Here is a 25,820-nt window from a genome sequence, read left to right on the forward strand (position 1 = left end):
AGCATGCTCGAGCTCACCATAGAGCAAATATCCATGGGCCAGTCGGCTGTGGATAAAGCCACCGCCTTGCAATTACTCGCTGACCGACTCGTGACCGATGGCTTGGTGGCCGACGGCTACCTCGCGGGCTTGCAGGCCCGGGAAGCCCAGGGCTCGACCTTTCTCGGCCAAGGTATTGCCATCCCCCACGGCACCCCGCAAACCCGTGATCAGGTGTTCGCCACTGGCGTGCGGCTGATGCAGTTCCCGGACGGCGTGGATTGGGGCGATGGCCAGATCGTTTATCTGGCCATTGGTATCGCCGCCAAATCCGATGAACACTTGCGCCTGCTGCAACTGTTGACTCGCGCCCTCGGTGAAACCGACCTGGGTCAGGCCCTGCGTCGCGCCAGTTCCGCCGAAGCCTTGTTGAAACTGCTGCAAGGCGCGCCGCAGGAATTGGCGCTGGACGCACAGATGATCGGCCTCGGCGTCTCCGCCGATGACTTCGAAGAACTGGTCTGGCGCGGTGCCCGTTTGCTGCGTCAGGCCGATTGCGTGAGCAACGGTTTTGCCGGCGTCTTGCAGCAGGTCGACGCGCTGCCGCTGGGCGATGGCCTGTGGTGGCTGCACAGCGAACAAACGGTGAAGCGTCCGGGCCTGGCGTTCGTTACCCCGGACAAACCCATGCGCTACCTCGGTCAGCCGTTGAGCGGTCTGTTCTGCCTGGCCAGCCTCGGTGAAGCCCATCAGGCGCTGCTCGAACGCCTTTGCGCGTTGCTGATCGAAGGCCGTGGCCATGAATTGGGCCGTGCCACCAGCAGTCGCGCGGTGCTGGAAGTGCTGGGCGGTGAAGTGCCGGCGGATTGGCCGAGCGCACGCATTGCCTTGGCCAACGCCCACGGTTTGCATGCGCGCCCGGCGAAAATTCTTGCGCAACTGGCGAAAAGTTTTGAAGGCGAAATCCGCGTGCGCATCGTCGATGGCCACGACAGCGCGGTGTCGGTGAAGAGTTTGAGCAAACTGCTCAGCCTCGGCGCCCGTCGTGGTCAGGTGCTGGAATTCATCGCCGAACCGACCATCGCCGCCGATGCCTTGCCGGCCTTGCTGGCGGCCATCGAAGAAGGCCTCGGTGAAGAAGTCGAGCCGCTGCCGGCAGTGAGCCAACAGCGTGAAGTGATCGCCGATGTTGCCGAAGTGCTGCTTGCACCGGCTTCCGGCAGTTTGATTCAGGCGATTGCTGCTGCCCCGGGGATCGCCATCGGCCCGGCGCATATTCAAGTGCTGCAAGTCATCGATTACCCGCTGCGCGGTGAGTCCGCCGCCATCGAGCGCGAACGTCTCAAACAAGCGTTGGCAGATGTGCGTCGCGACATCGAAGGCCTGATCGAGCGCAGCAAGGCCAAAGCGATTCGCGAGATTTTCATTACCCATCAGGAAATGCTCGACGACCCGGAACTGACCGATGAAGTCGACACCCGCCTCAAGCAAGGCGAAAGCGCCGAAGCAGCGTGGATGGCGGTGATTGAGGCGGCGGCCAAACAACAGGAATCGCTGCAGGACGCCTTGCTCGCCGAACGTGCCGCCGACTTGCGCGACATTGGCCGTCGGGTGCTGGCGCAATTGAGTGGCGTCGAAACGCCGGCCGAGCCGGAGCAACCGTACATTCTGGTGATGGATGAAGTCGGCCCGTCCGACGTGGCACGTCTCGACCCGACGCGCGTGGCCGGCATCCTCACCGCTCGCGGTGGTGCCACGGCCCACAGCGCCATCGTCGCGCGAGCACTCGGTATTCCGGCGCTGGTGGGCGCCGGTGCCGCGGTGTTGCTGCTGAAACCGGGCACGCCGCTGTTGATCGATGGTCAACGTGGTCGCCTGCACGTAGATGCCGATGCCGCCACCTTGCAGCGCGCCACCGAAGAACGCGACACCCGCGAACTGCGCTTGAAAGCCGCGGCTGAACAGCGCCATCAGCCGGCGCTGACCACCGACGGCCACGCGGTGGAAGTGTTCGCCAATATCGGCGAAAGCGCCGGCGTCACCAGTGCGGTGGAGCAGGGCGCCGAAGGTATTGGCCTGCTGCGCACCGAACTGATTTTCATGGCCCACCCGCAAGCGCCGGACGAGACAACCCAGGAAGTCGAATACCGACGCGTGCTCGATGGCCTGGCCGGTCGACCGCTGGTGGTGCGCACTCTTGACGTCGGTGGTGACAAACCGCTGCCGTACTGGCCGATCGCGAAAGAAGAAAACCCCTTCCTCGGCGTGCGCGGCATTCGCCTGACTCTGCAACGTCCGCAGGTCATGGAAGCGCAATTGCGCGCCTTGCTGCGTGCGGCGGACAACCGTCCGTTGCGGATCATGTTCCCGATGGTCGGCAGCGTCGATGAGTGGCGTCAGGCGCGGGATATGACTGAACGTCTGCGCCTGGAAATCCCGGTTGCGGACCTGCAACTGGGGATCATGATCGAAGTGCCGTCGGCTGCTTTGCTGGCGCCGGTGCTGGCCAAGGAGGTGGACTTTTTCAGTGTCGGCACCAACGACCTGACGCAATACACCCTGGCCATCGACCGTGGTCATCCGACCTTGTCGGCCCAGGCTGATGGCTTGCATCCGGCGGTGCTGCAGCTGATCGACATCACCGTGCGTGCGGCTCATGCTCACGGCAAGTGGGTCGGTGTGTGCGGTGAGCTGGCGGCCGATCCGCTGGCGGTACCGGTGCTGGTGGGACTGGGTGTGGATGAGTTGAGTGTGTCGGGGCGCAGCATCGCCGAGGTCAAGGCGCGTATCCGTGAACTCAGCCTGACCCAGACTCGAACCCTTGCCCAAGAGGCCCTGGCCGTGGGCAGCGCGAACGAAGTCCGTGCATTAGTGGAGGCCCTGTAATGGCCAAGATCTTAACCCTGACCCTTAACCCGGCGCTGGACCTCACCGTCCAATTGCCGCTCCTTGCACCCGGTCAGGTCAATCGCAGCGACGAAATGCACACCCACGCTGCCGGCAAAGGGGTGAACGTGGCGCAGGTGCTGGCCGACCTCGGGCATCAGCTGACCGTCAGCGGTTTTCTCGGGGAAGATAACCTTCAGGCGTTCGAAACCCTGTTTGCCAAACGCGGGTTTACCGACGCGTTTGTCCGTGTCCCCGGCGAGACTCGCAGCAACATCAAACTGGCGGAAAGCGACGGGCGCATCACCGACATCAACGGCCCCGGGCCGAGGGTCAGTGAAGCGGCGCAGCAGGCCTTGCTCGATCGGCTCGACCAGATCGCTCCCGGGCATGATGCGGTCGTGATTGCCGGTAGTTTGCCCCGGGGGGTGAGCCCTCAGTGGTTGCGCGAGATGATTCAGCGCTTGAAAAAACGCGGTTTGAAAGTGGCGCTCGACACCAGCGGTGAAGCCTTGCGCGCAGGTCTGGCGGCCGGCCCATGGCTGATCAAACCCAACACCGAAGAATTGGCGCAGGCGCTGGGTTGCGAGGTGGTTTCGGTGGGCGCCCAAGCCGAGGCCGCGAGCCGTTTGCATGCGCATGGTATCGAGCACGTGGTGATTTCCGACGGTGCCGACGGGGTGAACTGGTTCAGTGTCGGCTCGGCCATGCACGCCTCGCCTCCCAAAGTCAGTGTGGTCAGTACTGTCGGTGCGGGTGACTCGTTGCTGGCGGGCATGCTGCACGGTTTGCTCAGTGCCGATACGCCCGAACAAACCTTGCGCACCGCCACTGCGATTGCCGCCATGGCCGTTACCCAGATCGGTTTTGGTATCAGCGATACGGCGCAACTGGCGCACCTTGAACAGGGCGTACGCGTGCGTCCCCTGACCGAACAATAAGAGGGTTTGTCATGAAGTTAGCCATTGTTACGGCCTGCCCGAACGGTATGGTCACCAGTGTGCTGTGCGCCCGTCTGCTCGATGCAGCGGCTCAGCGTCAGGGCTGGAGCACCAGTGTCGAAGTCGTTGATGCGGCCCATCCGGAACGGCAGCTGTCAGCTGCGACCCTCGAAGCCGCCGAGTGGGTGTTGCTGGTCACCAGCACGCCTGTGGATATGTCGCGGTTTGTCGGTAAACGGGTATTCCAGAGCACCCCGGCCCAGGCCCTGCAAGATGTCGAAGCGGTGCTGCGGCGTGGGGTGGAAGAAGCCGAGGTTTACGTCGCGCCCGACGTCGCCGTCGAACCTGCCGTGGGTAAACAGGTGCCACGCCTAGTGGCTGTCACCGCGTGCCCGACCGGGGTCGCCCATACCTTCATGGCCGCCGAAGCCTTGCAGCAAGCGGCCAAGCGTCTGGGCTACGACTTGCAAGTGGAAACCCAGGGTTCGGTCGGCGCGCGCAATCCACTCAGCGCCGAGGCGATTGCCGATGCCGACGTGGTGCTGTTGGCGGCAGACATTGACGTGGCCACCGAGCGTTTCGCGGGCAAGAAAATCTACCGTTGCGGCACCGGCATTGCCCTGAAACAGGCCGAAGCGACCCTGAACAAAGCCTTGGCCGAGGGCAAACAGGAAAGCGCTTCGACTGGCGCCAAAGGCCCGGCCAAGCAAGAGAAGACCGGCATCTACAAACACTTGCTGACCGGTGTGTCGTACATGTTGCCGATGGTGGTGGCGGGCGGTCTGATGATTGCCTTGTCCTTTGTGTTCGGCATCACTGCGTTCAAGGAAGAGGGCACGCTCGCGGCCGCGCTGATGCAGATCGGCGGCGACACTGCGTTCAAATTGATGGTGCCGTTGCTGGCAGGTTACATCGCCTACTCGATCGCCGACCGCCCGGGCCTGGCGCCAGGGATGATCGGTGGTTTGCTGGCGAGTACGCTGGGGGCCGGTTTCATCGGCGGGATCATTGCCGGTTTCATCGCCGGTTATGCCGCCCAGGCGATCAACCGCTATGCACGTTTGCCCCAGAGCCTTGAGGCGCTGAAACCGATCCTGATCATTCCGTTGCTGGCGAGCCTGTTCACTGGTCTGGTGATGATCTACGTGGTCGGCAAACCAGTGGCTGGGATGCTCGCGGGGCTCACGCACTTCCTCGACAGCATGGGCACCACCAATGCCATCCTGCTGGGTGTGCTGCTGGGCGGCATGATGTGCATCGACCTCGGCGGGCCGATCAACAAAGCCGCTTACGCGTTTTCGGTGGGGCTGCTGGCATCGCAAAGTTATGCACCGATGGCCGCGACCATGGCCGCCGGCATGGTACCGCCGATTGGTCTGGGTATTGCCACGTTCATCGCCCGGCGCAAGTTCGCCCAGACTGAGCGCGAGGCCGGTAAAGCGGCGCTGGTGCTGGGGCTGTGCTTTATCTCCGAGGGCGCGATTCCGTTTGCGGCGAAAGACCCGTTGCGGGTGATTCCAGCGAGCATCGCCGGCGGTGCGCTGACGGGCGCGCTGTCGATGTACTTCGGCTGCAAACTCATGGCACCCCACGGCGGTTTGTTCGTGATGCTGATTCCGAACGCGATCAACCATGCGCTGTTGTATCTGCTGGCGATCGTGGCCGGGAGTTTGCTGACGGCGGTGACGTATGCGCTGCTCAAGCGGCCGGAAACGGTAGAACTGGCGCTGGAACCGGCCAACGCTTAACAGCAAAAGATCGCAGCCCTTCGGCAGCTCCTACCCGGGATTGTGTTCGACCGTGATATTGCGGCGTACATCGAACCTGTAGACCTGCCGAAGGCTGCGGTCTTTTTCCTGTCATCTCGATATTGAGCCAGGTCGGCGGCTTCATGACTTCAGTTTTCAGGATCAGTTCTGAAACCTGGCAAGCCTTTGGACGCGCAGTAGTCTTCGATTGTCTGCACGACTCCTTCCGGCGAGTCATCTGCTCCATCTTCTGGATAGAACAGTAAGTCACTCCCTGCTGGATGCGGCACGATCCTGTTGAAATGCTCCACCAACTTCCCCCGGTCGTCCTCTATTTCGGCATCGTCGATAGCGCCAATCAACGCTTTGAATTCCTGTTTTGTGTACTCGGCAAGATTGTTCTTCAAATCCATTATTCAACCCTTCTGTGTATGTCGATATGGCGCCTTGGCGTGACAGCTCGCAGATTGTCAGCATCGTATACGGCGCCACCATCCATGATTGGTTCCACGTGGTGCAATTCGAAAGCAATTCGTTTTCCTACATGCTCGATTTTGGGGGATGCGGGGGCCAAACCTTTCGCCATGCCGGACAGGTTGCGTGAATTGAATTGCTGACTTAACTCTAAGTCATTGGCTACTGCTATCCAGAACGCTTTCCTGAATGCGTCGAAGCTACTGAACTGTCGGCCACGAAGCTGATCAACAATCCGCGTTGGAATGGGGGCGCCTAACGCTGTGCCAGCCCCAGCAAGCCAAATACCCGACACATTCTCGCCCACCCCCGTAACCCCACCAGGTTCATACCGTGCATTGAGTACGATGTAGATTGGCTCAAGCCCCGCATCCGCAGGAAACCAGATAATCGCATCCTGATACTCGGGCGGATGCTCCGGGTTCACCAGGGCCTTGTTGGCTTGTTCGGTGGGCGGATATACCCATATCGTCGGCAGGGGCGGGGCGCCTTCGAGTGCAGGAATGCGCGGCAGATCATCGGGACTCGCTGCGGGAGTCCAGATCAGGCCAATGCCGTTGCCGATATCGGCGACAAAATGTTCCCCCTCTCGGGCGGCTTTGATGACCGGGACAAATTCCCAGTCTTTTTTCCCGCCCGTGTAGAAGCCGTAAGCGCTGATGGAGCCGTCCGGCAAGGTTTTCAAGTTGAGGCGGACACGAGTTCGCCCGCTATCAAGCTCCGCGTACTGCTCTTTCTTGTAGAAGGCACTGTCGGGGGAAAGGCTGGTGTTCGGTATCAAGAGCGCGACGGTGCCGACCGCCGCAGTGGTTGCCACCGCCGTTGAACTGGTCAGCAGACTGAGGGCAAGGGATCCGCCGAGACGCTGGGCCAGGGCGTTGCCCGTGGCCGAGCCGGCCACCCATTTGAGCGGTATGCCTTCGGCGGTAATCGCTGCGCCAGTGCCCAGTACGGCCCACGCCCCGTAGTCGGCCAGTCTCTCGACCGGGACAAACCCGGCGGGGTTGCTGTGATTGATGACGCCGTCAGGGAGGTTGCAGCTTTTGGTGAACACGCAACCGTTGCTGGCGGCTTGCTTGCGTTTTTCGACTTGCCTGACGAGGCGATTTTCATACGCCTGTTGTCGGGCGAGCATGTCGTCGTAGGCTTTTTGTCTGGCGTCACGTTCGGCCAGCTCGGTCGGGGTCATGTCGCGCAGGTAGCGGATGCCGATTCCGCTGCCGCCGCCACCGCTGGAATATTCCCAGAATTGGGGGATGTCCTTGTTGCGCGCCATTGGTGCTTTTCTGCATGTGGCTAGGGGAGCCTCGAACCTAACCGGAGAGCGAAGGGGCTGGCGTTAGGACGTTTCCCAAAAGCGGCGCTGAAATTTCCTATTTCAGGTTGTTGCTGGGGGAGGAAGGGCTATTGCTCGGTTTCGACTGTGGCCCGGTGAATGGCGCCTTCGGCAGCTCCTACCCGGGATTGTGTTCGACCGCGATATTGCGGCGTACATCGAACCTGTAGGAGCGGCCGAAGGCTGCACCCGGCTAAAACACCGACTGTGGAAGGGTTTTTGTGGCGAGGGGGCTTGCCCCCGTTGGGTCGCGCAGCGGCCCCAAAACCTGAAACTGCGTTATGTCAGACACACCGTGTTTGCCGGGTTTGCGACTGCTTCGCAGCCGAACGGGGGCAAGCCCCCTCGCCACAGAAGTTGTGCATTTCATTAAGTCGGCGAAGATCCTGTCATACCGGTTTCATGCAGCCATGCTTAAGTTTTCCTTTTCAGGGAGAACACCATGAGCGAATTCGACCTCGGCCGCCGTCGTGTCATGCAAGCCGTCGGGGCCGGGCTGTTGATGCCTGGCATGGCCCCGGCGGTGATCGCTTCGGTCAAGGATCGGCCGCAACTCACCGATGGCGTGCAGTCTGGTGACCTGCTGGGCGACCGGGCGATGATCTGGAGCCGTTGCGACCGTGCGGCGCGGATGGTGGTGGAATGGGACACCCGCAGCCTGTTCAGTAATCCTCGTCGATTCGTTTCGCCATTGGCCGATGCCCGCACCGACTTCACTGCCCGGGTCGACCTCACTGGCCTGCCCGCCGATCAGGCAATTTTCTACCGCGTGTATTTCGAAGACGCCCAGAGCGGTGTCGCCAGTGAACCCTGGTTCGGTCATCTGCGCAGTGTGCCAACCGCCCGACGGAATATTCGGTTTGTCTGGAGCGGCGACACGGTCGGCCAGGGCTTCGGCATCAACCCGGACATTGGCGGCATGCGCATTTACGAAGCCATGCGTCTGCGCCTGCCGGACTTTTTTATCCACAGCGGTGACACCATTTACGCCGACGGCCCGGTGCCGGCGCAACTGACCACCGAAAGCGGACGGGTGTGGCGCAACCTCACCAGCGAAGCCAAGAGCAAAGTCGCCGAAACCCTCGACGACTATCGCGGCAATTACCGCTACAACCTGATGGATGAAAACATCCGCCGCTTCAACGCTGAAGTGCCGCAGATCTGGCAGTGGGACGACCACGAAGTGGTGAACAACTGGTCGCCGGGCAAGCAACTGGATGAGCGTTACAAAAGCAAAGATATCCACAGCCTGGTGGGCCGTGCGCGCCAGGCCTGGCTGGAATACGCGCCGATGCGCTTGCAGAGTGCCGATGACGGCGGGCGGATTTATCGCAAGCTGAGTTATGGGCCGATGCTTGATGTATTTGTGCTCGACATGCGCAGTTATCGCCAAGCCAATGACGACAACCTGGGTGCCGCCAAAGCGTTTCTCGGTCGCGAACAATTGGATTGGCTCAAACGCGAATTGAAAGGCTCCCAGGCCCAATGGAAAGTCATCGCCGCCGACATGCCCATCGGCCTCGGCGTGCCCGATGGTGAAGTCAGCCCCGGTGTGGCGCGGTGGGAAGCGGTGGCCAATGGTGACCCTGGCCCGGCTCAGGGCCGTGAAGTGGAAATCGCCGAACTGCTCGGTTTTCTGCGGGCGCAGCGGGTGCGTAATTTCGTGTTCCTCACGGCGGATGTGCATTACTGTGCGGCGCACCATTACCACCCGGACCGCGCGGCGTTTCAGGACTTCGAACCGTTCTGGGAATTTGTCGCGGGGCCGTTGAATGCGGGGAGCTTCGGGCCAAATGCGCTGGATAAAACCTTCGGCCCCGAAGTGGTGTTCGAGAAAGCACCACCGGCGCAAAACACCTCGCCGTTTGCCGGGTTTCAGTTTTTTGGCGAGGTGAACATCGATGGGCAGACGGGGGAGATGAGTGTGGTGTTGCGGGATCTGGATGGGGTGGGGGTGTTTGAGCGTAAGTTGCAGCCGGTTTGAGGACTGCACGATCGTTCCCATGCTCTGCGTGGGAATGCCTCAACGGACGCTCTGCGTTCGGCTGTTGTGGGACGCGGAGCGTCCCGGGCTGCATTCCCACGCGGAGCGTGGGAACGATCAACGTTGGATGTGATGGCCTCATCGCAGGCAAGCTACAGGGGATCAAGGGTGTCAGTAGACGTCGCGGCGGTAGCGGCCTTGTTCGATCAGGCGCTCGACCTCTTCAATGCCGAGCAATTCGTTGAGCGCGTGATCCACCCCTGAAGCCATTCCCTGCAGACTGCCGCAGATGTAAATCATGGCGCCATCGGCCAGCCATTTTTTCAACTCATCGGCAGATTCGCGCAGCCGATCCTGCACGTAGATCTTCTCTGCCTGATCCCGGGAAAACGCCAGGTCCAGCCGCTCCAGATCACCGTTGATCAACCACTCTTCCAGTTCCGCGCGGCACAGGTAATCGTGCTCGCGATGACGCTCGCCGAACAGCAGCCAGTGACGCTGCTGCCCGTCGGCAATCCGTGCCTTGAGCAAACTGCGCAACCCGGCAAGGCCAGTGCCGTTGCCCAGCAGGATCATCGGCACCGGTTGATTCGGCAGATGGAAACCACTGTTGCGGCGTACCCGCAAGCTGATGCTACTCCCCACGGGAGCGTGTTCGGTCAACCAGCCGGAACCGACCCCCAGGCTGCCGTCGGCATGCACCTCCTGACGCACGATCAATTCCAGTACGCCGTCGGCGGCGATCGAGGCGATGGAGTATTCGCGCATGGACAACGGCACTAAAGCGTCCGCCAGCGCTTGCGCATGCAGGCCAACCAGATGGGTGCGGTTTTCGGGCAGTTGTCGGCTGGCCAGGGCTTGTTCCAGTGTTTGCGACAGGCCATCGAACTCAACCATGGCCCGACCATCAACCCCCAAACCGTCGAGGAAATGCTCGATGGCCCACGGACAATTGCGTGGCAGCACTTCCACCAGATCCCCGGCCAGCCAACTGCTGGCAGTGGGAGCGCTCAGACCGAGCAAATACACGGGCGAACCGCTGCTGTCCGGGTTCATCAATTCGCGGTGGGTGAGGGTCCAGTTGTCGTAACTTGGCGCTTGCCAGGTATCCACCGGCGCCTGGCCTGTCAGCAGGCCGAGTTGCTGTTGCCAGTGGCGCAGGGCGTAAGGGTCACCGCTGTCGACTTCTACCGGAGCGAACAAAGTCTTGCCGCCGTTTTCGCCCAGCCATGCGTGCAAGCGGCGGGCGAAGCCGCAGAAATGTTGGTATTGACGGTCGCCGAGGCCAAGCACGGCATAGTTCAGGCTGTCGAAGCTCAGCGCCCGGCCCAGCACTTTGCGTTCGAATCCTCGGGCACTGTCCGGCGCTTCACCGTCGCCGAAGGTGCTGACCACAAACAGCGCGTTGCTGGAATCCTGCAGATCCTGTTGGCTGACATTGGCCAATGGTTGGACCTTCACCGGCAACCCGGCGGCCTGCAGTTGTCCGGCAGTCTGCCAGGCAAGCTGTTCGGCGAACCCGCTCTGACTGGCGAAGCCGATCAGCCATGCTGGTGCATCACTGCCCGGTTGCGCGAGGCCTTTGCGTGTTTTCTGGATCTGACGTTTCTTGCGTCGGCGGTCCAGGTACAGCAACCAGCCGGTGATGAAAAACACTGGCATGGTCAGCGCAGCGATCGTCAGGATAATCCGTCCGATCATCCCGAAGTAACTGCCGACGTGCAGCGCATAGATACTGGTCAGCAGCTGCGCCTTGAGGCTCTTGTCGCTGTAGCGGTCATGCCGGCTGACGATCCCGGTCGCCGGATCGAGAGTGAGCTGGTTCCGCGCCTGGTCGTGAGGGGAGTTTTGCAGCAGATAGAACACGGTTGCCGGTTGTCCGGCCACGGGCGGCATTCGGACGTTGTAGGAGGCAAGCCCTGGGCCGGCAGCGCTGTAGATGCTGCTCCATATCGCCCTGTAATCGGCGGTGGGGGCTGGGCCGCTTGGCGCAGGACCGCGGCTACTGCGCACTCGTTCGTTCTGCGGCGAATCGGAAAGCAGCCGGGTCAGGCCTTTGTTGTACCACTCGTACGACCAGAATAACCCGGTCAGCGCTGCCAAAAGATAGAACACCAGGCACCAGGTACCGGCCACCGAATGCAAATCCCAGTTGAAGCCGCGTCCCTTTTTCTTCCAGTCGAGGGTCAGCCAGGCCCGCCAGCTTTTCCACTGGCGTGGCCAGCGCAGGTACAGGCCGGACAGGCAGAAGAACACCAGAATCAGGGTACAGGCGCCGGTGATCTGCCGGCCGATATCGTCCATGGCCAGAACCCGGTGCAGTTGCAGCATCAGGCCAAAGAAATCCTGGCCGGTGACGTCGCCCATGAACTCGCCGGTGTACGGGTCGAAGTAACGCATCGGCCCGCGACGTTCACCGGGTGGCGCCGTGAAGATCACCCGCGCGGCGTTGCCGCTGTCGGTCTCGACCCAGAGCATCGAGACTTTTTTGCCCGAGGCACCTTCGATCTTCTCCACCAGTTCGGCAGGCGGCAGTACGCCAGCAATCTGCTTCTCGACGTGCAGCACAGAGGGGTTCAATGCACGCAGTATTTCATCCTGAAACGATACCGCCGCCCCGGTGATGCCCATCAGGGCCAGGACCAGTCCGGCGCTGATGCCGAAAAACCAGTGCAACTGGAACAGGGATTTTTTCAACACGTCGCTCGCCTTGTTCGTTCAAAAGTCATCACGGCGCGCATTATGCCGTGAGTTGTCGAGAAAGATTCTTTTTTACACAGAAAAACCTGATCGCCGCCCGTGAAGGCGCGCTCGATACTCAGGCGTTGCTCGGGCAGAATCTGCTCGACGGTCGTGGCTGATCAGCTGTCTATAGCAGGTGCGGGAACACCGATAGCAAAACGACCTCGACAGCTTCGAACGTCAGACACAAAAAAGCCCATGACAGGTCATGGGCTTTTTGATTTTCTGCGTATGGTTTTTACACGTAGAACGACTTCAGCGGCGGGAAGCCATTGAATTCAACAGCGCTGTAGCTGGTGGTGTAAGCACCGGTCGACAACCAATACAAACGGTCACCGATCGCCAGGTTCAGCGGCAGGCCATACTTGTAGCTTTCGTACATGATGTCGGCGCTGTCGCAGGTTGGACCGGCGATGACCACTTCTTCCATCTCGCCTTTCTTCTCGGTCCAGATCGGGAACTTGATGGCTTCATCCATGGTTTCGATCAGGCCAGAGAATTTGCCCACATCGGTGTATACCCATCGCTCGACGGCGGTACGGGATTTACGCGCCACCAGCACCACTTCACTGACCAGAATGCCGGCGTTGGCGATCAGCGAGCGGCCCGGCTCCAGGATGATTTCCGGCAGCTCGTCGCCGAAGTCTTCCTTGAGGAAGCGGATGATTTCTTCGGCGTAGGTTTCCAGGCTGTTGGTGCGGGTAATGTAGTTGGCCGGGAAGCCTCCGCCCATGTTGATCAGCTTCAGGTGAATGCCGTCTTCTTCTTTCAGACGCTCGAAAATCACTTTGACCTTGGCGATCGCCGCGTCCCACACGCTGATGTCGCGCTGCTGCGAACCGACGTGGAACGAGATGCCGTACGGCACCAGGCCCAGATCGCGAGCGAGGATCAGCAGGTCCATGGCCATGTCGGTCTGGCAGCCGAATTTACGCGACAGTGGCCAGTCGGCAGTGGTCGAGCCTTCAGTCAGGATGCGTACATAGACTTTCGAGCCTGGAGCTGCCTTGGCGATGTTGCGCAGGTCGGCTTCGGAGTCGGTGGCATACAGACGCACGCCCTTGTCGTAGAAGTAGCGAATGTCTTTGGATTTCTTGATGGTGTTGCCGTAGCTGATGCGATCCGGGCCGACGCCCTGGTTCATCACTTTGTCGAGCTCGTAGATCGAGGCGATGTCGAAGTTCGAGCCTTTTTCTTTGAGCAGGTCGATGATTTCAACGGCCGGGTTGGCCTTGACTGCATAGTAGACCTTGGCGAATTCGAAACCGGCGCGCAGGTCATCGTAGGCCTGGCTGATCATCGCGGTGTCGATCACCACGAACGGGGTTTCTTGTTTGTCGGCGAAGGCCTTCATTTTCTGGAAGGTATCGCGCGCGAAATAGTCTTCGACGTTGATCGACATGCTGGGAACTCCTACTGGCAAACTGAAATTATCAATGGGTGCAAATGAACGCCCTCCGTATCCCCACTTTGGTTCGCCTACTTCCCAAGGCATGTCGCCGAAAGCAAAAAGGCCATGGGAAACGGTGCTTCCCTTGGCCTTGCTGTCTCGTCGTCAGTACTTGAGCCGGATGGATCGTTTCCAGCATGGACGTTCGGCGCGAACTTTAGGGCGTGAGGGGCTTGAGATCAACAAAAAATGTCGCGTTTTTGCACGCTTCCGTCGTGCGGTCCTGGGTAGCTACTGATGTAACCGACCTGCATGACAGTGTGATGTTCCCGTAGGAGGGATATTTGAGGGGGTTCAGGAGGGATTGGTGGTGCCCCATTCGCGGGCAGCCTCGCTCCTACAGGTTTGGTGTCGTGCAAAAAATCAAGGCACACCACAAATCCTGTAGGAGCGAGGCTTGCCCGCGAAGACCGTCAGATCAGGCGACAGCAGTCTCGGCCGGCGAAACAATGCTGGTTTTGCCCCCACGAGACTTGCCGGAGCTCAAGTACTCGGCAATCGATTCCTGAGTCACCTCACCCAGGAACACCCGCTCGGCATCCATCACCGGCAGCCATGAGCGGTTGAACTCGTACATGCGCGACAGCAGGATGCGCAAATGCTCGTCGTAGGCCGCGGTGGCGTTGAACTCGCGCAGGTATTGCGCGCAGGTGCCGGTCTGGCGGTGCAGGTCGCGACGGCGCACGTAGCCCAGGGCCTTGTTCTCGGCACAGGTGACCACCACGTAACGACGGTCCAGTTCGTCCATCAATTCCAGCGCTTCGGCCACTGGCGTTTCCGGGCTCACTGAGGGCGCGTTATCCGCCGCGTCTTCGGCTTTCACCAGCAACAGGCGCTTGAGGGTGCTGTCCTGGCCGACGAAATTGCTGACAAAGTCATCCGCCGGGTGCGCGAGAAGCGTGTCCGGATGATCGATCTGCAGCAGTTTGCCCGCGCGGAAAATGGCGATCTTGTCGCCAAGCTTGATCGCTTCGTCGATGTCGTGGCTGACCATGATCACGGTCTTGTTCAGTGCCCGTTGCATCTCGAAGAATTCGTTCTGAATCATCTCGCGGTTGATCGGGTCGACCGCGCCGAACGGCTCGTCCATCAACAGCAGCGGCGCATCCGCCGCCAACGCGCGAATCACGCCGATCCGCTGCTGTTGGCCGCCGGACAATTCACGCGGGTAGCGAGTCAGGTACTGCTTGGGTTCGAGCTTGATCATGCTCATCAACTCGCGGGCGCGATCGTGGCATTTCTGTTTGTCCCAACCGAGCAGGCGCGGAACGATAGTGATGTTTTCCTCGATGGTCATGTTCGGGAACAGACCGATCTGCTGGATCACATAACCGATGTTGCGACGCAGGGTCACGGCGTCGAGGTCGGTGGTGTCTTCGCCGTTGATCAGGATCTTGCCCGAGGTTGGCTTGATCAGGCGATTGATCATCTTCAGCGTGGTGCTTTTGCCGCAGCCCGATGGCCCGAGGAACACACAGATTTCGCCTTCATTGACGGTCAGGCTCACCGAGTCCACGGCTTTCACATCTTTGCCGTTGCTTTGGAAGGTTTTACTGAGGTTTTGAAGTTCGATCATTTCAGGAGTCCTTTTGGAGTCAGCGTGCGTTGTAGCCATTGCAGAAGCAGGTCGGCGAAGATGGCCAGGAGACTGACCAGCACGGCGCCGACGATCAGCATCGACATGTCGCTGCGGCTGATGGAAGCGAGAATGAGTACACCCAGGCCACCGGCGCCGATGGTCGCGGCGATGGTCATCACACCAATGTTCATCACCACGGCGGTGCGCACACCGGCGAGGATCACCGGCACGGCAATCGGCAGTTCGACCATGCGCAGGCGCTGGCCGAAGGTCATGCCGATGCCGCGCGCTGCTTCGCGAATGCCAGGTTCCACGCCGGTCAGGGCCAAATAGGTGTTACGCATGATCGGCAGCAACGAGTACAAAAACACTGCAGTGATCGCCGGCATCGGGCCGAGGCCCTGGCCGAATTTCGAGTAGAACGGCAGCAGCAAGCCGAACAGGGCAATCGATGGCACGGTCAGCAACACCGTGGCGCTGGCTTGCAACGGACCGGCCAGTGTCGGGAAACGGGTCATCAGGATGCCCAGCGGCACGCCGACCACAATCGCCAGGGTCACGGCGATGCCGACCAGAGTGATGTGCTGCCAGGTCAGGTGCAAAACCTGCGGCCAATCGAGATGGGAAAAGGCGTTCAAAAATTCCATGGCTTTTCCTCCTCAGTGGATGGGGTGCTGGCGCAGGAAATCTGCGGCAACGGATGAAGGACTTTCGTGATCGACATCGACCCGCGCATTCAGCTGACGCAGGGTGGCGTCGTCGAACAGTTCGGCCAGCGGCTTGAGTTCTTCGGCGAGTTTCGGATGGGCGTCGAGGTAGACCTGACGCACCACCGGCGCGGCGGTGTAGTCGGGGAAGTAATGCTTGTCGTCTTCGAGCAACTTGAGCTTGAAGGCATTCAAGCGACCGTCAGTGGTGTAGACCAGACCGGCAAACACCTGGCCATTGCGCAGCGCGGTGTAGACCAGTCCGGCATCCATCTGGCGGATGTTGTTGCGGGTCAGGTTCATGCCGTAGAGATCAACCATGCCATCGAGACCGTCGGAGCGGTTGGCAAACTCGGTGTCCAGGGCGATGAGGTGAGGGCTTTTCGCCTCGGCCTGCAACACGGCATTCAGTTCGCTGATGGTGTTGATCTGCGGGTAAGCCTTGGCGGTGTTTTCCGGCAGCGCCAGGGCGTAGGTGTTGCTGAACTTCGACGGGGTGAGCCAGACCAGGCCTTTTTTTGCGTCGAGTTCTTTCACCCGGGCGTAGGACTGAGCGCTATCAAGCTTGTCGGTGACGTGGTTGTAAGCCACCAGCGACACGCCGGTGTATTCCCACATCAAATCCAGCTGACCACTTTCGTGGGCGCTACGGGCCAGGTTACTGCCCAGGCCGCCGGTCACCTGGGTGTCGTAACCCTTGGTGCGCAGGTATTGCGAAGTGATTTCCGCCAGCAGGGTTTGTTCAGTGAACACCCGGGCGCCGATGCGGATCACGGGTTTTTCAGCGGCTTGGGCAAATCCTGCGAACAGCAGAATGCAGCCTGTTAAAAAGCTTAATGTCTTCATGAATATTCCTTTGCCGAGGCTTAAGACGGGCGCAGGCCGCGTTCGAGCCAGAGTCGGCTGGCGGCTGTCACCAGACCGTCGAGCAGCAAGGCCAGCAGGGCGGTGCAGGCCGCGCCGAGCAGCAATTGCGGCTGATTGTTCAGGGCGATGCCGGGGAAAATCAGGCTGCCCAAGCTGTTGGCGCCAATCAGGAACGCCAGCGGTGCGGTACCGACGTTGATCGCCAGCGCCACGCGCACGCCGCCAATGATGATCGGCACAGCGTTCGGCAGTTCGACCCGCCACAGCACCTGAGTCGGTGTCATGCCGATGCCGACGGCCGCTTCCTTGAGTGAACCCTGAACGTTTTTCAGCCCTTCGTAGGTGTTGCGCACAATGGGCAACAGTGAGGCGAGGAACAAGGCGAAAATCGCAGGGCCGCTGCCGATGCCGAGGATACCCAGGGCGATGGCCAGTACGGCGAGAGGCGGCACGGTGTTGCCGATATTGAAGATCTGCATGAAGCGTTCGGCGCGGCCAACCATGGTCGGGCGGCTGAGGAAGATACCGGCGGGTATGCCCACTACAAGGGCGGCCAGCATGGAAACGAGGACGAGAATCAGATGAGCTTGCAGGTAAAACAACAAATCGTCGCGGTACTGTTCGATCGTGTTGATGCCAATCCAGTGGACCAGCAGGGCCAGAAGGGCGACGACAACCGCACCTCCTATCAGCCCTTTGCCATAGCGAATAGCCACAGGCGGACTCCTTTTTTCAGTCGGCGGACGCAGTCCCGTGTTACGTGGCCGGGGTGGTCAGTTCTGTTTGCCCAACTTCGGCACCAGAAGCTCATATCCTGCGTTGCTGTTCCTCGCCATAGCGAGCTATGACTCGTCACAGCGCCTGGGCTATGAACTTCTGGCATCCGAATTTGAGCAACAGAACTGACCACCCCGGCCACATGCCATTCCTGGCTGCCGGGAAATCAACGTTCGCGAGAAGCAGCTCTTCATGCTCGTGAAACCGCATGAAATCGAGCCATAAGCGCAGCCCCGTCAGGCTAACTTGCTGATTTTTCAGCCCCTGACGATGGGTCGTAACAGGGGAGTGGACGCCTCCACCTTTTAAAAGGTTCCATAATTAACAGCATTTAGCCACCCCGCGCCTCATGTAGCAGCTGCCGAGCCTTCGAGGCTGCGTTCGGCGGCGCAGCCGTCGTAGAGTCGGCATGCCCGGTCTGCCTGATACACCGCAGCGTCTGGTTTTACGACGGCTGCGCCGCCGAACGCAGCCTCACAGGCTCGGCAGCTGCTACAGGGCGAACGGTGGTCTGTCAGGCTCGGTTTGCGCTATACTCGCCGCCCTTTTTTGAATCACCTGCCAGGCGATTTCCCATGACCAAACAGGCCGCCGAAGTCGCGAAACGCCGCACTTTCGCCATTATTTCCCACCCCGATGCCGGTAAAACCACCATCACCGAGAAGCTCTTGCTGATGGGCAAGGCGATTGCGATTGCGGGCACGGTGAAATCTCGAAAATCCGACCGCCATGCCACCTCCGACTGGATGGAAATGGAAAAACAACGGGGTATTTCCATTACCACGTCGGTCATGCAGTTTCCGTATCGCGATCACATGATCAACCTGCTCGACACCCCGGGGCACGAAGACTTCTCCGAAGATACTTACCGCACTTTGACGGCAGTGGACTCGGCCTTGATGGTCCTCGACGGCGGTAAGGGTGTAGAGCCACGGACCATCGCCCTGATGGATGTCTGCCGTCTGCGTGACACGCCGATCGTCAGCTTCATCAACAAACTCGACCGTGACATCCGCGACCCGATCGAACTGCTCGACGAAATCGAAGCGGTCCTGAAAATCAAGGCTGCGCCGATCACCTGGCCGATCGGTTGCTACCGCGACTTCAAGGGCGTTTATCACCTCGCCGACGACTACATCATCGTCTACACCGCCGGTCACGGCCACGAGCGCACCGAGGTGAAAATCATCGAGAAGCTCGACTCCGATGAAGCCCGTGCGCACTTGGGCGATGAGTACGATCGCTTCGTTGATCAGCTGGAACTGGTGCAGGGCGCCTGCCACGAATTCAATCAACAGGAATTCCTCGACGGCCAACTGACGCCGGTATTCTTCGGTACCGCACTGGGCAACTTCGGTGTCGATCACGTGCTCGACGCCGTGGTCAACTGGGCGCCGAAACCGCTGGCCCGTGTGGCCAACGAGCGCACGGTGGAGCCGGTTGAGGAGAAGTTCAGCGGCTTCGTGTTCAAGATCCAAGCGAACATGGACCCCAAACACCGCGACCGTATCGCTTTCATGCGCATCTGCTCCGGCAAGTACGAAAAAGGCATGAAAATGCGCCACGTGCGCACCGGCAAAGACGTACGGATCGGCGATGCGCTGACGTTCTTCTCCTCCGAACGTGAGCAGCTGGAAGAAGCCTTTGCGGGCGACATCATCGGTTTGCACAACCACGGCACCATCCAGATCGGCGACACCTTCACCGAAGGCGAAGTCCTGGGCTTCACCGGCATCCCGCACTTCGCCCCGGAACTGTTCCGTCGCGTGCGTCTGCGTGATCCGCTGAAATCCAAGCAACTGCGTCAGGGCTTGCAGCAACTGGCCGAAGAAGGCGCCACTCAGGTGTTCTTCCCCGAGCGCAGCAACGACATCATCCTGGGGGCCGTCGGTGTGCTGCAGTTCGACGTGGTCGCCAGCCGTTTGAAAGAGGAATACAAGGTCGAGTGCTCGTACGAGCCGATCACTGTTTATTCCGCGCGCTGGATTGATTGCGACGATAAGAAGAAGTTCGAGGAGTTCCGGGTCAAGGCCGTGGAAAACCTTGCGGTCGATGGGGGTGGTCACCTGACCTATCTGGCGCCGACCCGGGTCAACCTGGCGCTGATGGAAGAGCGTTGGCCGGATGTGAAATTCAGAGCGACGCGTGAGCATCATTAAGCGCTGAGTTACAAAACAAAAACCCCGTTGTGAAAACTCCGGGGTTTTTTATTGACCATGAATTACCTGTGGCAAGGGAGCGAGTTCCCTCGCCACAAGTCGTCACTGATGTTGAAATTGCTGTTCAGCATATCCCTTATTCCAAACCAATCTCCCCGCCAACGATAATTTCTGCTACCCGGTAGTGTCCTGTCTGGAGAACCCGGTCAATCGGAACTAGATTTCACTCAGTACCTTCAGCATCCACGCGTCACCCAAGAAAAGGATGGAATCGGCTATGAGTATTTATCAACGCATTGTGTTGTTGCTTAAGGTTTTGGTGCTGCTGTCCCTCGGCACATCGGCGATGGCGTGGGCAGAGTGTGAGAACCATGAAAAACAGGCTTTGAACGGGCAAGGGGTGCATAGCGAGCTGATGATCGCCGCGACCGAATCGGATGAGGACGACCCGGACGTCGATGAAGACGAAGACGAGGAAGATACGCAAACGTAAGTGACAGACAAAAGAAAACCCCTCCTGCCGGACTGATGCGCAATCTGGCGGAAGGGGTCTGGTCAACTCGATAAAAGCGCGCCCCGATACCCGAGGCGCGTTTTTTTACACCGCGCCGTCGAGAAATTGCTCGGCGTAGTGACAAGCCACCTGACGGGTGTCGACCAGCCGCAGGAGCGGTTCTTCTGTGGTGCAGCGGTCGGTCGCGTACGGGCAGCGCTTGTGGAAGGCGCAGCCCGACGGCGGGTTCAGCGGGTTCGGCAGTTCGCCGACGATCTTGATTTTCGGTTTGGCCGGGTCCGGGTGGATGGTCGGCGTGGCCGACAGCAGCGCCTGGGTGTAGGGGTGCAGAGGGCGAGTGTAGATGTCCTCTTTCGGGCCCATTTCCACCGGACGGCCGAGGTACATCACCATCACTTGATCGGCGACGTGGCGCACCACCGCCAGGTTGTGGGAGATGAACACGTAGGCGGTGTTGAACTCTTGCTGCAAATCCATGAACAGGTTCAGTACCTGTGCCTGGATCGACACGTCCAGCGCCGAGGTCGGTTCATCCGCCACCAGCACTTTGGGTTGCAGCATCATCGCGCGGGCGAGGGCGATCCGCTGGCGCTGACCGCCGGAGAACATGTGCGGGTAGCGCTGGTAATGCTCAGGCCGCAAGCCCACCTGTTTCATCATTGCCTGGACTTTCTCGCGACGTTCCGAGGCGCTCAGGTTGGTGTTGATCAGCAGCGGTTCGGCGAGCTGATCACCGACTTTCTGTCGTGGGTTCAGCGAGGCGTACGGGCTCTGGAACACCATCTGCACGTCTTTGCGCAGCTGCTTGCGCTGAGCCTTGTCGGCACCAGCGACTTCCTGCCCGGCGATTTTCAAAGAGCCGGAGGACGGTTCTTCGATCAGCGTCAGGGCCCGGGCCAGGGTGGATTTGCCACAACCCGATTCGCCCACGACGGCGAGGGTCTTGCCGGCTTCCAGTTCGAACGACACACCGTTGAGGGCGCGCACGGTCGCATGCCCCTTGAACAGGCCACGGGACACTTCGTAGTGACGGGTCAGGTTGCGGGCGGTAAGTACGACGGCCATTACGCCACCTCCTGATTCAACGGGTAGAAGCAGCGGGCGAGGCTGTTGCTTTTCGGGTCAAGGGCCGGACGCTGGGTGCGGCAGTTGTCCTGCACGTACGGGCAGCGCGGCGACAACAGGCAGCCTTGCGGGCGGTCGTAACGACCGGGAACGATGCCCGGCAATGTCGACAGGCGCGCGGCGCCCAGGCTGTGTTCCGGAATCGCCTTGAGCAGTGCTTCGCTGTACGGGTGCGCCGGAATGTCGAACAGTTGTGGCACCTGACCGACTTCAACCGCTTGGCCGGCGTACATCACGCACACGCGCTGGGCCGTTTCGGCCACGACCGCGAGGTCGTGGGTGATCAGCACCAGGCCCATGTTCTGCTCTTTCTGCAGGGCCAGCAGCAAGTCCATGATCTGCGCCTGAATCGTTACGTCCAACGCGGTGGTCGGTTCGTCGGCGATCAGCAGTTTCGGTTCGCCGGCAATCGCCATGGCGATTGCAACACGCTGGCTCATGCCGCCGGAGAGTTGGTGCGGATAGGCGTCCATACGGCTGGCGGCGCCCGGGATTTCCACTTTTTCCAGCAGTTCGATGGCACGCTTGCGGGCGTCCTTGCGGGACATTTTCAGGTGCAGGCGCAGCACTTCTTCGATCTGGAAACCGACGGTGTAGCTCGGGTTCAACGCGGTCATCGGATCCTGAAAGACCATGGCCAGGTCTTTGCCGACGATTTGCCGACGCTGACGGTTGCTGAGCTTGAGCATGTTCTTGCCGTCGAAATTCAGGGCGTCGGCGGTGACGATCCCCGGATGCTCGATCAGGCCCATCAGCGCCATCATGGTCACGGACTTGCCGGAACCCGACTCGCCAACGATGGCCAGCACTTCGCCCTTGTCCACGGTAATGTCGAGACCGTCGACCACCGGAACGGCGTTGGCGTCGCCGAAGCGAACGTTGAGATTCTTGATTTCTAACAGTGACATTTGAATCTCCTCAGGCGGCATTCTTGAGTTTCGGGTCCAGCGCATCGCGCAGGCCGTCGCCCATCAAGTTGATTGCCAGCACGCTGAGCAAAATGGTCAAACCAGGCAAGCTCACCACCCACCAGGCACGTTCGATGTAGTCACGAGCCGAAGCCAGCATGGTGCCCCACTCAGGGGTTGGCGGTTGAACGCCAAGGCCAAGGAAGCCCAGTGCCGCGGCATCGAGAATCGCCGAGGAGAAACTCAAGGTGGCCTGAACGATCAGCGGCGCCATGCAGTTGGGCAGCACGGTGACGAACATCAGACGTGGCAGACCGGCACCGGCCAGGCGCGCGGCGGTCACGTAGTCGCGGTTCAATTCGCCCATCACCGCGGCGCGGGTCAGACGAACATAAGACGGCAACGAAACCACGGCGATGGCAATAATGGTGTTGATCAGGCCAGGGCCGAGGATGGCGACAATCGCCACAGCCAGCAGCAGGGACGGCAGGGCCAGCATGATGTCCATCAGACGCATGATGGTCGGGCCGAGCACGCGCGGAAAGAACCCGGCGAACAGACCCAAAAGGATGCCCGGAATCAGCGACATCACCACCGACGACAAGCCGATCAGCAAGGACAGGCGCGAACCGTTGATCAGCCGCGACAGCAGGTCGCGACCCAGTTCATCGGTGCCGAGCAGGAACTGGATTTGCCCGCCTTCCAGCCAGGACGGCGGGGTCAGCAGGAAGTCGCGGTATTGCTCGCTTGGGTCATGCGGTGCGACCCACGGCGCGAAGATCGCGCAGAAGATCACCAGCAGCATGAACATCAGGCCGGCGACGGCGCCTTTGTTCCTGGAGAACGCGTGCCAGAATTCTTTATATGGGGATGGGTACAGCAGGCTTTGATCGACTGCTACCGGTGTAATGAGAGTGGTCATGGTCTTGATCTCAGCGCTGATGACGGATGCGTGGGTTGGCAAAGCCGTAGAGGATGTCCACCACGAAATTGACCAGAATCACCAGGCAGGCGATTAACAGGATGCCGTTCTGCACCACGGGATAGTCCCGTGCGCCAATGGCTTCGATCAGCCATTTGCCGATGCCGGGCCAAGAGAAAATGGTTTCGGTCAGAACCGCACCGGCCAGCAGTGTGCCGACTTGCAGGCCGACCACGGTCAGTACCGGAATCAGTGCGTTACGCAGGCCGTGAACGAACACCACCCGCGATGGCGACAGGCCTTTGGCGCGGGCGGTACGGATGTAGTCTTCACGCAGCACTTCGAGCATCGACGAACGGGTCATTCGCGCGATCACCGCCAGCGGGATGGTGCCGAGCACGATGGCCGGCAGGATCAGGTGATGCAGGGCATCGAAGAACGCCCCGACGTCATCGGCCAGCAGCGTATCGATCAGCATGAAACCGGTGCGCGGCTCGATGTCGTAGAGCAGGTCGATCCGCCCGGACACGGGGGTCCAGCCCAGGCTTACCGAGAAGAACATGATCAGAATCAGGCCCCACCAGAAGATCGGCATCGAGTAGCCCGCCAGGGAGATACCCATCACCCCGTGGTCGAACAGGGATCCTCGCTTGAGTGCCGCAATCACCCCGGCCAGAAGGCCCAGGATGCCGGCGAACAACAGGGCGGCCATGGACAGTTCCAGGGTCGCGGGGAATAGAGAGCTGAACTCGGTCCAGACGCTTTCACGGGTACGCAGGGATTCGCCGAGATCGCCGTGGGCCAATTTGCCGATGTAATCCAGGTATTGGGCATACAGGGGTTTGTTCAGACCCAGGCGTTCCATTGCCTGAGCATGCATTTCGGGGTCGACCCGGCGTTCGCCCATCATCACTTCCACGGGGTCGCCTGGAATCATGCGAATCAACGCGAAAGTCAGCAAGGTGATGCCGAAGAACGTGGGGATCAATAACCCCAATCGGCGGGCAATAAAACTAAACATCTTGTGTGGTACCTCATCAGCCGGTTAGGCATGCCCGGCAGCGCTGGGGTCAGCGATGCCGGGCGTTTTTATCTACTTCACCTGGGTGGTGGCGAAGTTATTAGTGGTGAGGGGACTAATGTGATAGCCCTCTACGTTGGTGCGCATGGCCGTGAACACGCGGGTGTGCGCCATGCTGATCCATGGCTGGTCCTGATTGAAAATGGCCTGGGCTTGTTCGTAGAGCGCCGTGCGTTCGCCCGGGTTCACTTTAGCCCGTGCTTCGTCGATCAGCGCCTGGAACTTTTCATTGCACCAGCGAGCGTAGTTTTCGCCGTTCCTGGCGGCTTCGCAACTGAGCATAGGCGTCAGGAAATTATCCGGGTCGCCGTTGTCGCCAGCCCAGCCGGCAGACACCATGTCGTGCTCGCCGTTTTTCGCGCGTTTAAGCATTTCGCCCCATTCCATGACACGAATATCGATCTTGATCCCGACCTTGGCCAGGTCGGCCTGCATCATCTGTGCGCCGAGCATCGGGTTCGGGTTGGTCGGGCCGCCGCCGTTGCGGGTGAACAGGGTAAAGGTGGTGCCTTCCGGTACGCCGGCGTCCTTGAGCAGGGCGCGAGCCTTGTCCAGATCACGCGGCGGGTTGGTCAGTTGGTGGTTGTAGCCGAGCAGGGTGTCCGGGTACGGGTTGACCGCCACGGTCGCATTGCCCTTGCCGAACAACGCGTTGACGTATGCCGCCTTGTCGAAGGCAATGTCGATGGCTTTACGCACGCGCACGTCGCTCATGTACGGGCGGGCGGTGTTCATGGCGACATAGGACACGGTCATCGCGTTCAGCTCGTCAACCTTCAGGTTGGTGTCTTTCTTGATGCTCGGGATGTCATCCGGCTTCGGATACAGCGCGATCTGGCATTCGTTGGCCTTGAGCTTTTGCAGGCGCACGTTGTTGTCGATGGCGATGGCCAGGATCAGCGCATCAGCCGGTGGCTTGCCGAGGAAATAATCCGGGTTGGCCTTGAAGCGGACTTGAGCGTCCTTGGCGTAGCGCTGGAAAACGAACGGGCCGGTGCCAATCGGCTTGCTGTTCAGGTCACCGGTCTTGTTGGCTTTGAGCAACTGGTCGGCGTACTCAGCGGAGTAGATCGAGGAAAAGGCCATGGCAATGTCGGCCAGGAACGGTGCTTCACGGCGGGTCAGGGTGAATTTCACCGTGTTGTCGTCGACTTTCTCGACGCTTTTGAGCAGTTCCTTGAAGCCCATGCTTTCAAAGTACGGGAAGCCCACGCTCGACAGTTTGTGCCATGGGTGATTCGGGTCCAGCTGACGCTGGAAGCTCCAGACCACATCGTCGGCGTTCATGTCGCGGGTCGGCTTGAAGTAATCGGTGGTGTGAAACTGGACGCCTTTGCGCAGATGGAACGTATAGGTCAGGCCGTCATCGCTGATGTCCCACGACTCGGCCAGTGCCGGAACCACTTCGGTGGTACCGGGCTTGAAGCCCACCAGACGGTTGAAGATGGTTTCGGACACCGCATCGCCTGTGACTGCAGTTGTGTACTGGACCATGTCGAAGCCTTCCGGACTGGCTTCGGTACAGACCACCAAGGGTTTGGCCGAGGCGCCGACGGCGACACTCAGCAACGCGGCAGCGATGGCCGCTCGTAGGGGAAGCATTTTCATCTAGAGCCCTCTGCAATCGGTTGAACAGAAAAA

The 25,820-nt window shown here is 60.2% G+C and carries 19 protein-coding genes; 6 read left to right on the forward strand and 13 right to left on the reverse strand.

The window, feature by feature from the left end; translation table 11 throughout:
* Positions 1-3: 3 nt before the first annotated feature.
* The 3 genes from ptsP to BZL43_RS04785 are packed head-to-tail and all read left to right on the forward strand — an operon-like array spanning position 4 to position 5,554.
* Positions 4-2,865, forward strand: a complete 2,862-nt coding sequence (gene ptsP, locus BZL43_RS04775) for a phosphoenolpyruvate--protein phosphotransferase (protein ID WP_095631240.1) — start codon at positions 4-6, stop codon at positions 2,863-2,865.
* Positions 2,865-3,806 carry a 1-phosphofructokinase gene (gene pfkB / locus BZL43_RS04780; protein ID WP_095631241.1) on the forward strand — a complete coding sequence of 314 codons (942 nt, stop codon included), beginning with the start codon at positions 2,865-2,867 and terminating at the stop codon, positions 3,804-3,806. Before ptsP ends, pfkB begins: the two co-directional genes overlap by 1 nt.
* An 11-nt stretch (positions 3,807-3,817) precedes the next feature.
* Positions 3,818-5,554: a PTS fructose-like transporter subunit IIB gene (locus BZL43_RS04785; RefSeq protein WP_095631242.1), complete on the forward strand. Its 1,737-nt coding sequence runs from the start codon at positions 3,818-3,820 to the stop codon at positions 5,552-5,554.
* A gap of 149 nt (positions 5,555-5,703) precedes the next feature.
* Here BZL43_RS04785 and BZL43_RS04790 read toward each other — a convergent pair whose 3' ends face one another.
* Positions 5,704-5,967: a bacteriocin immunity protein gene (locus BZL43_RS04790; RefSeq protein WP_095631243.1), complete on the reverse strand. Its 264-nt coding sequence runs from the start codon at positions 5,965-5,967 to the stop codon at positions 5,704-5,706.
* Positions 5,967-7,304 (reverse strand): S-type pyocin domain-containing protein, encoded by a 1,338-nt coding sequence (locus BZL43_RS04795; protein WP_095631244.1) that lies wholly within the window; start codon positions 7,302-7,304, stop codon positions 5,967-5,969. The genes BZL43_RS04790 and BZL43_RS04795 overlap by 1 nt, the downstream gene beginning before the upstream one ends.
* 502 nt (positions 7,305-7,806) lie before the next feature.
* On the opposite strand from BZL43_RS04795, the gene BZL43_RS04800 reads away from it, so the two are divergent.
* Entirely contained in the window at positions 7,807-9,348 is a 1,542-nt protein-coding gene (locus BZL43_RS04800) for an alkaline phosphatase (RefSeq protein ID WP_095631245.1), read from the forward strand.
* A gap of 171 nt (positions 9,349-9,519) precedes the next feature.
* On the opposite strand, the gene BZL43_RS04805 is transcribed toward BZL43_RS04800, so the two are convergent.
* From BZL43_RS04805 to BZL43_RS04830, 6 genes are all read right to left on the reverse strand, one after another.
* Positions 9,520-12,048: a sulfite reductase flavoprotein subunit alpha gene (locus BZL43_RS04805; protein WP_095631246.1), complete on the reverse strand. Its 2,529-nt coding sequence runs from the start codon at positions 12,046-12,048 to the stop codon at positions 9,520-9,522.
* Between the two features lie 280 nt (positions 12,049-12,328).
* Positions 12,329-13,492: a type III PLP-dependent enzyme gene (locus tag BZL43_RS04810; protein ID WP_095631247.1), complete on the reverse strand. Its 1,164-nt coding sequence runs from the start codon at positions 13,490-13,492 to the stop codon at positions 12,329-12,331.
* 466 nt (positions 13,493-13,958) lie between these two features.
* The gene (locus BZL43_RS04815) at positions 13,959-15,116 is read right to left on the reverse strand and encodes a betaine/proline/choline family ABC transporter ATP-binding protein (protein WP_095631248.1); all 1,158 of its coding nucleotides are present in this window, start codon (positions 15,114-15,116) and stop codon (positions 13,959-13,961) included.
* Positions 15,113-15,766, reverse strand: coding sequence for an ABC transporter permease (locus BZL43_RS04820; protein ID WP_063341568.1), 654 nt, complete (start codon positions 15,764-15,766; stop codon positions 15,113-15,115). The genes BZL43_RS04815 and BZL43_RS04820 overlap by 4 nt, the downstream gene beginning before the upstream one ends.
* A gap of 12 nt (positions 15,767-15,778) precedes the next feature.
* Entirely contained in the window at positions 15,779-16,672 is an 894-nt protein-coding gene (locus tag BZL43_RS04825) for a glycine betaine ABC transporter substrate-binding protein (protein ID WP_095631249.1), read from the reverse strand.
* Between the two features lie 20 nt (positions 16,673-16,692).
* Entirely contained in the window at positions 16,693-17,409 is a 717-nt protein-coding gene (locus BZL43_RS04830) for an ABC transporter permease (protein WP_095631250.1), read from the reverse strand.
* 636 nt (positions 17,410-18,045) lie between these two features.
* On the opposite strand from BZL43_RS04830, the gene BZL43_RS04835 reads away from it, so the two are divergent.
* On the forward strand, positions 18,046-19,629 hold the full coding sequence (locus BZL43_RS04835; RefSeq protein ID WP_095631251.1) for a peptide chain release factor 3: 1,584 nt from the start codon (positions 18,046-18,048) through the stop codon (positions 19,627-19,629).
* Positions 19,630-19,906: 277 nt separating this feature from the next.
* A complete protein-coding gene (locus BZL43_RS04840) occupies positions 19,907-20,122 on the forward strand; it encodes a hypothetical protein (RefSeq protein ID WP_095631252.1) in 216 nt (71 codons plus the stop codon).
* A 105-nt stretch (positions 20,123-20,227) separates the two neighbouring features.
* Here BZL43_RS04840 and BZL43_RS04845 read toward each other — a convergent pair whose 3' ends face one another.
* From BZL43_RS04845 to BZL43_RS04865, 5 genes are all read right to left on the reverse strand, one after another.
* Positions 20,228-21,208 (reverse strand): peptide ABC transporter ATP-binding protein, encoded by a 981-nt coding sequence (locus BZL43_RS04845; protein ID WP_095631253.1) that lies wholly within the window; start codon positions 21,206-21,208, stop codon positions 20,228-20,230.
* A complete protein-coding gene (locus tag BZL43_RS04850; RefSeq protein WP_008067269.1) occupies positions 21,208-22,176 on the reverse strand; it encodes an ABC transporter ATP-binding protein in 969 nt (322 codons plus the stop codon). Before BZL43_RS04850 ends, BZL43_RS04845 begins: the two co-directional genes overlap by 1 nt.
* Before the next feature lie 10 nt (positions 22,177-22,186).
* Positions 22,187-23,098 carry an ABC transporter permease subunit gene (locus tag BZL43_RS04855; RefSeq protein ID WP_095631254.1) on the reverse strand — a complete coding sequence of 304 codons (912 nt, stop codon included), beginning with the start codon at positions 23,096-23,098 and terminating at the stop codon, positions 22,187-22,189.
* Between the two features lie 10 nt (positions 23,099-23,108).
* Complete coding sequence (locus tag BZL43_RS04860; RefSeq protein ID WP_007900379.1) at positions 23,109-24,119, reverse strand: ABC transporter permease subunit; 1,011 nt, start codon at positions 24,117-24,119, stop codon at positions 23,109-23,111.
* Positions 24,120-24,191: 72 nt separating this feature from the next.
* On the reverse strand, positions 24,192-25,787 hold the full coding sequence (locus BZL43_RS04865) for an ABC transporter substrate-binding protein (protein ID WP_095631255.1): 1,596 nt from the start codon (positions 25,785-25,787) through the stop codon (positions 24,192-24,194).
* Between the last annotated feature and the right edge of the window lie 33 nt (positions 25,788-25,820).

This window comes from Pseudomonas sp. PICF141 (assembly GCF_002286815.1).
GTDB lineage: Bacteria > Pseudomonadota > Gammaproteobacteria > Pseudomonadales > Pseudomonadaceae > Aquipseudomonas.